General features: G+C 62.7%; 8 protein-coding genes. 4 read left to right on the forward strand and 4 right to left on the reverse strand.

Annotation, left to right across the window (positions count from 1 at the left end):
- Nucleotides 1-669 (forward strand): ATP-binding cassette domain-containing protein (locus BLX41_RS35265; protein WP_259744838.1); only part of this gene is annotated, 669 nt, incomplete at its 5' end.
- A gap of 342 nt (nucleotides 670-1,011) precedes the next feature.
- Nucleotides 1,012-2,199 (forward strand): MFS transporter, encoded by a 1,188-nt coding sequence (locus BLX41_RS13245; RefSeq protein WP_123725243.1) that lies wholly within the window; start codon nucleotides 1,012-1,014, stop codon nucleotides 2,197-2,199.
- 1 nt (nucleotide 2,200) lies between these two features.
- Here the strand turns inward: BLX41_RS13245 and BLX41_RS13250 are convergent, their stop codons facing one another.
- Both BLX41_RS13250 and BLX41_RS13255 read right to left on the reverse strand, forming a co-directional pair.
- Complete coding sequence (locus BLX41_RS13250) at nucleotides 2,201-3,238, reverse strand: alpha/beta hydrolase family protein (RefSeq protein ID WP_123725244.1); 1,038 nt, start codon at nucleotides 3,236-3,238, stop codon at nucleotides 2,201-2,203.
- Between the two features lie 263 nt (nucleotides 3,239-3,501).
- Nucleotides 3,502-4,113, reverse strand: a complete 612-nt coding sequence (locus BLX41_RS13255; protein WP_123725245.1) for an FMN-dependent NADH-azoreductase — start codon at nucleotides 4,111-4,113, stop codon at nucleotides 3,502-3,504.
- 129 nt (nucleotides 4,114-4,242) lie between these two features.
- Between BLX41_RS13255 and BLX41_RS13260 the strand changes: the two genes are divergently transcribed.
- Entirely contained in the window at nucleotides 4,243-5,151 is a 909-nt protein-coding gene (locus tag BLX41_RS13260) for a LysR substrate-binding domain-containing protein (RefSeq protein ID WP_123725246.1), read from the forward strand.
- An 11-nt stretch (nucleotides 5,152-5,162) separates the two neighbouring features.
- Nucleotides 5,163-5,507, forward strand: coding sequence for an MmcQ/YjbR family DNA-binding protein (locus BLX41_RS13265; protein ID WP_185073545.1), 345 nt, complete (start codon nucleotides 5,163-5,165; stop codon nucleotides 5,505-5,507).
- On the opposite strand, the gene BLX41_RS13270 is transcribed toward BLX41_RS13265, so the two are convergent.
- Nucleotides 5,504-5,926 carry a DUF1294 domain-containing protein gene (locus BLX41_RS13270; protein WP_123725248.1) on the reverse strand — a complete coding sequence of 141 codons (423 nt, stop codon included), beginning with the start codon at nucleotides 5,924-5,926 and terminating at the stop codon, nucleotides 5,504-5,506. The genes BLX41_RS13265 and BLX41_RS13270 overlap by 4 nt on opposite strands.
- Nucleotides 5,923-6,753, reverse strand: a complete 831-nt coding sequence (locus BLX41_RS13275; RefSeq protein ID WP_123725249.1) for an undecaprenyl-diphosphate phosphatase — start codon at nucleotides 6,751-6,753, stop codon at nucleotides 5,923-5,925. The genes BLX41_RS13270 and BLX41_RS13275 overlap by 4 nt, the downstream gene beginning before the upstream one ends.
- Nucleotides 6,754-7,142: the final 389 nt, after the last annotated feature.

The raw sequence follows: 7,142 nt of genomic DNA on the forward strand, positions 1-7,142 counted from the left end.
ATCCGCTTCGAACAGACCAAGAAGCTGCACCGCCAGGCGGTGACCCTGGAGCGCATGTCCAAGGGTTTCGATGGCAAGACCCTGTTCCAGAACTTCAGCTTCACCGTCGAAGCCGGCGAGCGCGTAGCGATCATCGGCCCCAACGGTATCGGCAAGACCACCCTGCTGCGCACCCTGGTGGGCGAACTGACCCCGGACGCCGGTACCGTCAAGTGGACCGAAAGCGCGGAACTTGGCTACTACGCCCAGGACCACGCCCATGACTTCGAAGACGACGTCAGCCTGTTCGACTGGATGGGTCAGTGGACCCAGGGCGAGCAGATGATCCGCGGCACCCTGGGCCGCATGCTGTTCTCCAACGACGAGATCCTCAAGTCGGTGAAGGTGATTTCCGGTGGTGAGCAAGGCCGCATGCTGTTCGGCAAGCTGATCCTGCAAAAGCCCAACGTGCTGGTGATGGACGAACCGACCAACCACCTGGACATGGAATCCATCGAGGCCTTGAACCTGGCCCTGGAAAACTACCCGGGCACCCTGATCTTCGTCAGCCACGACCGTGAGTTCGTATCGTCCCTGGCCACCCGCATCATCGAGTTGAGCCCAAGCGGCGTGACCGACTTCAGCGGCACCTACGACGACTACCTGCGTAGCCAGGGCGTGATGTTCTAAAGCGGCAGCCCGTTTCCAGCGACAAGCGTCAAGCAAAGCCCCGTCCGTTGTGACGGGGCTTTTTCATATGCCCCCTCCACTCGCAGGAGCCAGCTTGCCTTGAGTCGGCATTGCCCCTGAGAACGTCTTCGCTGGCAAGCCAGCTCCTACACGAATTCACGGGCCTCTGTAGGAGCCGGCTTGCCGGCGAAAAGGCCCTTGAGTCGGCATTGCCCCTGAGAACGCCTTCGCTGGCAAGCCAGCTCCTACGGGGCGCAGGGGAAAGATCGTTAGCCTGCTTCCTTTTATTATCACGGCACGCGATGATGCGGATCTCTAACCGCCGCACGCGAACGAGCCTTCATGCCCGAGCCACAAAGCCCAGCTCAAAGCTCCATGGCGATCACCCTGCAGATCGTCTCCATCGTCATCTATACCTTTATCGCCTTCCTCTGCATCGGCCTGCCGATTGCGGTATTGCCCGGGTATGTGCACGAACAACTGGGCTTCAGTGCCGTGGTCGCCGGGTTGACCATTGGCTCGCAATACCTGGCCACCCTGCTCAGCCGCCCCATGGCCGGGCGCATGTCGGACACCGTAGGCACCAAGCGCTCGATCATCTACGGGCTGTTGGGGATTCTGCTCAGCGGGGTGCTGACCCTGCTGTCGGTACTGCTGGAATCACTGCCCCTGCTGAGCCTGACCATCCTCCTGTGCGGGCGCCTGCTGTTGGGCGTGGCCCAAGGCTTGATCGGGGTCGGGACCATCAGCTGGTGCATGGGCCAGGTCGGCGTGGAACACACCGCCCGCTCGATTTCCTGGAACGGCATCGCCTCTTACGGCGCCATCGCCATTGGCGCGCCGTTGGGGGTGGTGATGGTTGAGCAATACGGTTTCACCAGTCTCGGCGTTGCCCTGTCGGTTCTGGCGGTGCTGGCGCTGCTACTGATCCGCAACAAACCCTCGGTGCCGGTGATTCGCGGCGAGCGCCTGCCGTTCTGGGCAGTCTTCGGACGCATTGCTCCCTTCGGTGCCAGCCTCAGCCTGGCCTCCATCGGCTACGGCACCCTGACGACCTTCATCACCCTGTTCTACTTGAGTCGCGGTTGGAGCGGCGCCGCCTATTGCCTGACGGTGTTTGGGGTGTGCTTCATCTGCTCGCGGCTGCTGTTCATCTCCTGTATCAGCCGCTTTGGCGGCTTTCGTTCGGCCATTGCCTGCATGTGTGTCGAAACCCTGGGGCTGGCCCTGCTATGGCTGGCGCCCTCCACTGCCTGGGCGCTGATCGGTGCCGGGCTCACCGGCTTCGGCTTGTCGCTGGTGTACCCGGCGCTGGGGGTGGAAGCCATCAAGCAAGTGCCCAACAGCAGCCGCGGTGCCGGCCTGAGTGCCTATGCGGTGTTTTTCGATCTGGCCCTGGCCATCGCCGGCCCCTTGATGGGCGCAGTGGCCTTGAACCTGGGATATTCGTGGATTTTCTTCTGCGCCGCCCTGCTCTCGGTCACCGGCCTGGGACTGACCTTGCTGCTCAAGCGCCGGGCCGGCGCCTGAATCACTGGTCGGCGGTCTGCATCCCTGCCCGACTCGGCCGGCCCAGGGCATGGGCGAAGAACTTGCCGGCTTCGGCAATCAGGTTGCGATGGATATCCTCGCGGTCGACACCGTCGGCGTCGGTGCACAGGGCCGGCATGGCCGCCAACTGCTCGGCGGTGCACGGCGCCATGAACACAAAGTGCCCGGCGCCGGCCAGCAGCTTGAAGTCCGGGGCCACGGGCAACTTGCGCGCCAGGGCTGCGGCATTCTTGTCCAGGGCCACGAGCTTGTCGCCATCGCCACTGTAGAGCAGCACGGGCACATGCACCCCGGCCAGGGTCTGGCGACCGAATTTCAGGCTCAGAGGCGCCATCAGCATCAGCGCATGCACCCGTGGGTCGGCCACCGGTTGCAGGTCGTCGCGGTCGACAATCAGTTCGCCCTGGGTATTGCAGGCATCGCGATCATCGGGACGTTCCTGGCAGTAACGCCGCAGGCGGTCCAGGTCAGGCGTGGCGCCGGACAGGATCAAGGCGGTCTCGCCACCGGCGGAATAACCGATGACCCCGACCTGATCGGCATTGACGAAAGGCGACAGCATCGGGTCGCCGAGGGTTGCGGTTATGGCTTCGGAAATCTGGATCGGCCGTCCATAGAGGTTGCTCAAGGTGCCCAGGCGGCTGTGGTCCCTGGAGTTGTCACCGGGATGAATCACCGCCACCACGACAAAGCCCTTGCGCGCCAGGGACGTGGCCAGGTCGTGCAGGGCCAGGGGTGTGCCGGTATTGCCGTGTGACAGCATCAGCATCGGGAAGCGACCGATGGCGATCTTGGCATCTCGCGAGGCAGCGATCTGATAGCCCTCAAGCGGGCTGCCGTGCTCGATGCCGGTAGAGGGGTAGAAGGCGATGGCGCGCATCGGCTGCAGGTCCAGGGGGTCGAGAAAACTCATCTCGTGGAAGCCCACGCTCCAGTGCGGATGTGGCCCTGGGGCGGCCTGCACCGAAATCAGGCTGCTGAGCAGGCAGATCAGTAACATTGCACAAAGACGCTTCATCACACGCCCACCTTTGCCCCTGGATCGAGAAAGCCCGTTGCCCCTGCCATCCCTTGCCGCCAAGGCCTTGAAACAAGATTGGCCCGTCACTCCGGGTGCACCGCCAGGGAGCGCAACTCCCCGCGTCGAAAAACTTGCATAACCTGGGCCAGAAACACCGGAAACGCCAACAAAAAAACTCCGCATTCCGATCACTTCAAACAGTGACCAGAATACAGAGTCTAGTGGCGCTTGCCGTGCAGGAAAGCGTCTTTACACAAGCCTTACGCCGCGGCGAAGAGCTGCTCGCTGATCTGTGCCTGGGCGTCGCTCATGGCTTTGTTGCGCACGTCTTCACCGTAGGCCAGGCCATGGGCACGGACGAACTCGATGTCGGTGATGCCGAGGAAGCCGAACAGCACCTTGAGGTAGTCCTCATGAGCCGCGCCAGTGGCCTGGCCAGCGTGTAAGCCGCCGGAGGTGGAAACCACTACAACCTTCTTGCCGCCGCACAGGCCTTCTGGACCGGCTTCGGTGTAGCGGAAGGTCTGGCCGGCCACGGCGATGCGGTCGATCCAGGCCTTGAGCTGGGTCGGGATGGTGAAGTTGTACATGGGCGCCGCGATCACCACCGCGTCGGCGGCCTGGAATTCGGCCAGGGCCTGGGCGCTGAGCTCGGCTTCGTGTTTTTGCGCGGCATCACGCAGTTCGGCGGCGGTGCCGGCGGCCACCAGGGTCGCAGCCGAGAAGTGGCTGATGGCATCGCCGGCCAGGTCGCGATAGGCCACTGCCACGTCGGGCTGGGCGGCTTTCCACGCCTGGACCACGCTGTGGCTCAGTTGGCGGGATGCCGAGTTGTCACCCAGGATGCTGGAATCGATATGCAAGAGTTTCATGTGGGATCTCCAAGTGAGGACCGCCACGGGGCGATCGGATGCCGGCAATCCTACAGATGAATTCAATAGCTGATTAGTCGGCATAAATGCGATAGTTCGTCCCATCAGTAGGACAATTGAGCCTTTCCCATGCAAGATCTCAACGATCTCTATTATTTCGCCAAAGTGGTGGAAGCCGGTGGCTTCGCCGCCGCCGGGCGCCAATTGGGCATTCCCAAGTCGCGCCTGTCGCGGCGCATCGCGGAACTGGAGGAGCGCCTCAAGGCCCGGCTGCTGCAGCGCACGACCCGGCAGCTCAAGCTGACAGCCGTGGGCGAACGCTACCTGCGCCATTGCCAGGCCATGTTGCTGGAAGCGGAAATGGCCGACGAAGCCGTGGCCAGCATGGCCAGCGAACCCCGGGGGCGCCTCCGGGTGTCGAGCCCGGTGGGCCTGGCCCATGAATTGCTGACGCCACTGGTGAGCAGCTTTCTGGAGAAATACCCTCAGGTGCAGTTGGAGATGCTGTTGCTCAACCGTCGTGTCGACCTGATCAACGAAGGCGTGGACGTGGCCCTGCGGGTGCGTGAGCTGGGCGACGAAGACCCGCTGCTGGTGACCCGCCGCCTGCGCCGGGCCCAGACGGCGATAGTGGCCACGCCGGCCTTCCTCCGGGAATACCCGGTGGAACATCCGGAAGACCTGCGGCGCCTGCCGATTCTCGGCGCCCTGGAGGCCGACCGTCTGGTGCACCTGCGCCTGCTGGACCAGCAAGGCCAGGCCTGCGATCTGGCGCTGGAAGCGCGCCTGGGCATCGACGACTTCATCGTGCGCCGCGCCTGTGCCCTCGCCGGCCAGGGCTGCACCGTGCTACCCATGCTGTATTGCGAGGAGGAACTGGCCAGCGGCCAGCTGGTGCAGATTTTGCCGCAATGGTCATTGCCCGGCGGCTGGCTGCAAGCCGTGTATCCTCACCGCCGGGGCGTGCTGCCGGCCGTGCGGGCCTGGATCGAACACCTGAGTGAATCCTTCGAACGTTGCGGAGAACGACTGCTGTGAAAGCCCGAACCCTGAATGAAGAGCAAGTGGCGCAATTCTGCCTCGGTCTGCCGGGTGCCCGGGAAGACTACAAGTGGGGCGGCGTGCGGGTATTCTCGATTGCCGGCAACAAGATGTTCGCCGTACAGAACCTGCGGGGCGACTCGCTGGCCTTCAAGGTCGACCAGGAGCTGTTTCTCGGCCATGTCGACCGCCCGGGCATTGCCCCGGCGCCCTATCTGGCCCGGGCGCACTGGATCATCATGAACACCCCCTACCCCCTGGGCGCCGCGGAACTCGAGGCGCTGCTGCAGCGTTCCCATCAACTGGTGGTGAGCAAACTGCCCAAGCGGGTCCGGGTCGGCCTGCTGCTCTAGAACAGGCTCAACAGACTGCTTTCCAGGAACAGCCGGTCGATCCAGAACACCTGGTGCAGGGCCACGATCAGCCAGAACACCAGTTGATAGGGAACCTTGCGGGTCTTGTGACGCAGCAACTGCTGGGCCAGCAAGGCCCCGGGCCAGCCACCGGCCAGCTCCAGGGCATGCAGGACGTTTTCCGGAATGCGCTGGCCCTCGGCCTGGGCCCGGCGCTTGTCGTGCCAGTACACCAGGAAGGTCAACAGGCTGACCGCGCCATAGGCGACCAGGGGAATGAGCGAAATTCCCTTCCACCACAACGACAGCGAACCGAACAACGGCAACCCGCAAAGCAGCACCAGCGCCAGCAGCTTGGCCCGTGGATGCTGAAGCCGCGCACCGCCGGCCGAACGCTGCTGGCGACGGGCCGTGCTCATGGCTTGACCGCCGTCCAGTCCACCCAGCCGAACTGCCAGGTCGCCAGGATCAGCAGGCCGAAGGCGATGCGATACCAGGCGAACGCCGCATAGCTGTGGCTGGCAATGAACTTCAGCAGGCCCTTGACCGCAATCATGGCAAAGATGAAGGCGGTGACGAAGCCGATGGCGAACACCGGAAAATCATCGGGCTGGAACAGGTGGCGGTACTTGTAGCCGGAGTAGACCGCAGCCCCCACCATGGTGGGCATGGCCAGGAAGAACGAGAATTCGGTGGCAGTCTTGCGCGACAAGCCGAACAGCAGCCCGCCAATGATGGTGGAGCCCGAACGCGAGGTGCCCGGGATCATCGCCAGGCACTGGGCGCAGCCGACCTTGAGCGCGTCCTTCCAGGTGATTTGGTCCACCGTCTCGGCGTGTACCTGATGCTGCCGGCGCTCGGCCCACAACATGATGATGCCGCCGACCACCAGGGCCGTGGCCACAGTAATGGGGTTGAACAGGTAGGCGTGGATCAGGTCGGCGAAAATCACCCCCAGCACCACCGCCGGCAGGAAGGCGATCAGCAGGTTGACAGTGAAGCGCTGGGCTTTGGGTTGTGTGGGTAAACCCAGCACCACGTCGAAGATCTTGCGACGAAATTCCCAGACAACCGCGAGAATCGCCCCCAGTTGAATGATGATGTTGAAGGCTATCGCCCGCTCGCCCCCGAAGTCGAGCAAGTCGGCGACGATGATCTGATGCCCGGTACTGCTAATGGGTAAAAACTCGGTCAGGCCTTCGACAATCCCGAGTATCAATGCCTGCACGGCGGTCCAAAGATCCATCAATCCCCCATAAGGCGATGCTCCAGGCATGCCTCTTTTTTAAGTATTCAAAGCGTTCACTGCGACGAGCGTAGCCGAGATTCCGGCGCCCGTAAGATCAACACAACCCCATGAAAATTCTGTGAAAAATTCAGAAAGGTTCAGGTTTTGCGCGAAGGCGCCGAAATCCTAACAGACAGGCGCAAAATGCGCCGTGATGTTATTGGACTTCCGTAGGGTTGGCGCTCGAAGGCAGGCGTGCTTGGATGCTCACGGCCTTTTATGACAAGAACAAGAATCTGGAGTGACCGGATGATGAATAGCTTACGCAAGATGTCCATCAGTCAGCGCTTGTGGCTGATCCTGATCGTGGCGGGGCTGACCCTGGGGACCCTGGGCGTGATGATGCT

Origin of the sequence: Pseudomonas protegens (assembly GCF_003732485.1) — a bacterium.
GTDB classification, from domain to species: domain Bacteria; phylum Pseudomonadota; class Gammaproteobacteria; order Pseudomonadales; family Pseudomonadaceae; genus Aquipseudomonas; species Aquipseudomonas protegens_B.

Coding starts and splice junctions, on each gene's coding strand:
- BLX41_RS13245 (WP_123725243.1), top strand. CDS start 1,012: ATGCCCGAGCCACAAAGCCCAGCTCAAAGCTCCATGGCGATCACCCTG.
- BLX41_RS13250 (WP_123725244.1), bottom strand. CDS start 3,238: ATGAAGCGTCTTTGTGCAATGTTACTGATCTGCCTGCTCAGCAGCCTG.
- BLX41_RS13255 (WP_123725245.1), bottom strand. CDS start 4,113: ATGAAACTCTTGCATATCGATTCCAGCATCCTGGGTGACAACTCGGCA.
- BLX41_RS13260 (WP_123725246.1), top strand. CDS start 4,243: ATGCAAGATCTCAACGATCTCTATTATTTCGCCAAAGTGGTGGAAGCC.
- BLX41_RS13270 (WP_123725248.1), bottom strand. CDS start 5,926: ATGAGCACGGCCCGTCGCCAGCAGCGTTCGGCCGGCGGTGCGCGGCTT.
- BLX41_RS13275 (WP_123725249.1), bottom strand. CDS start 6,753: ATGGATCTTTGGACCGCCGTGCAGGCATTGATACTCGGGATTGTCGAA.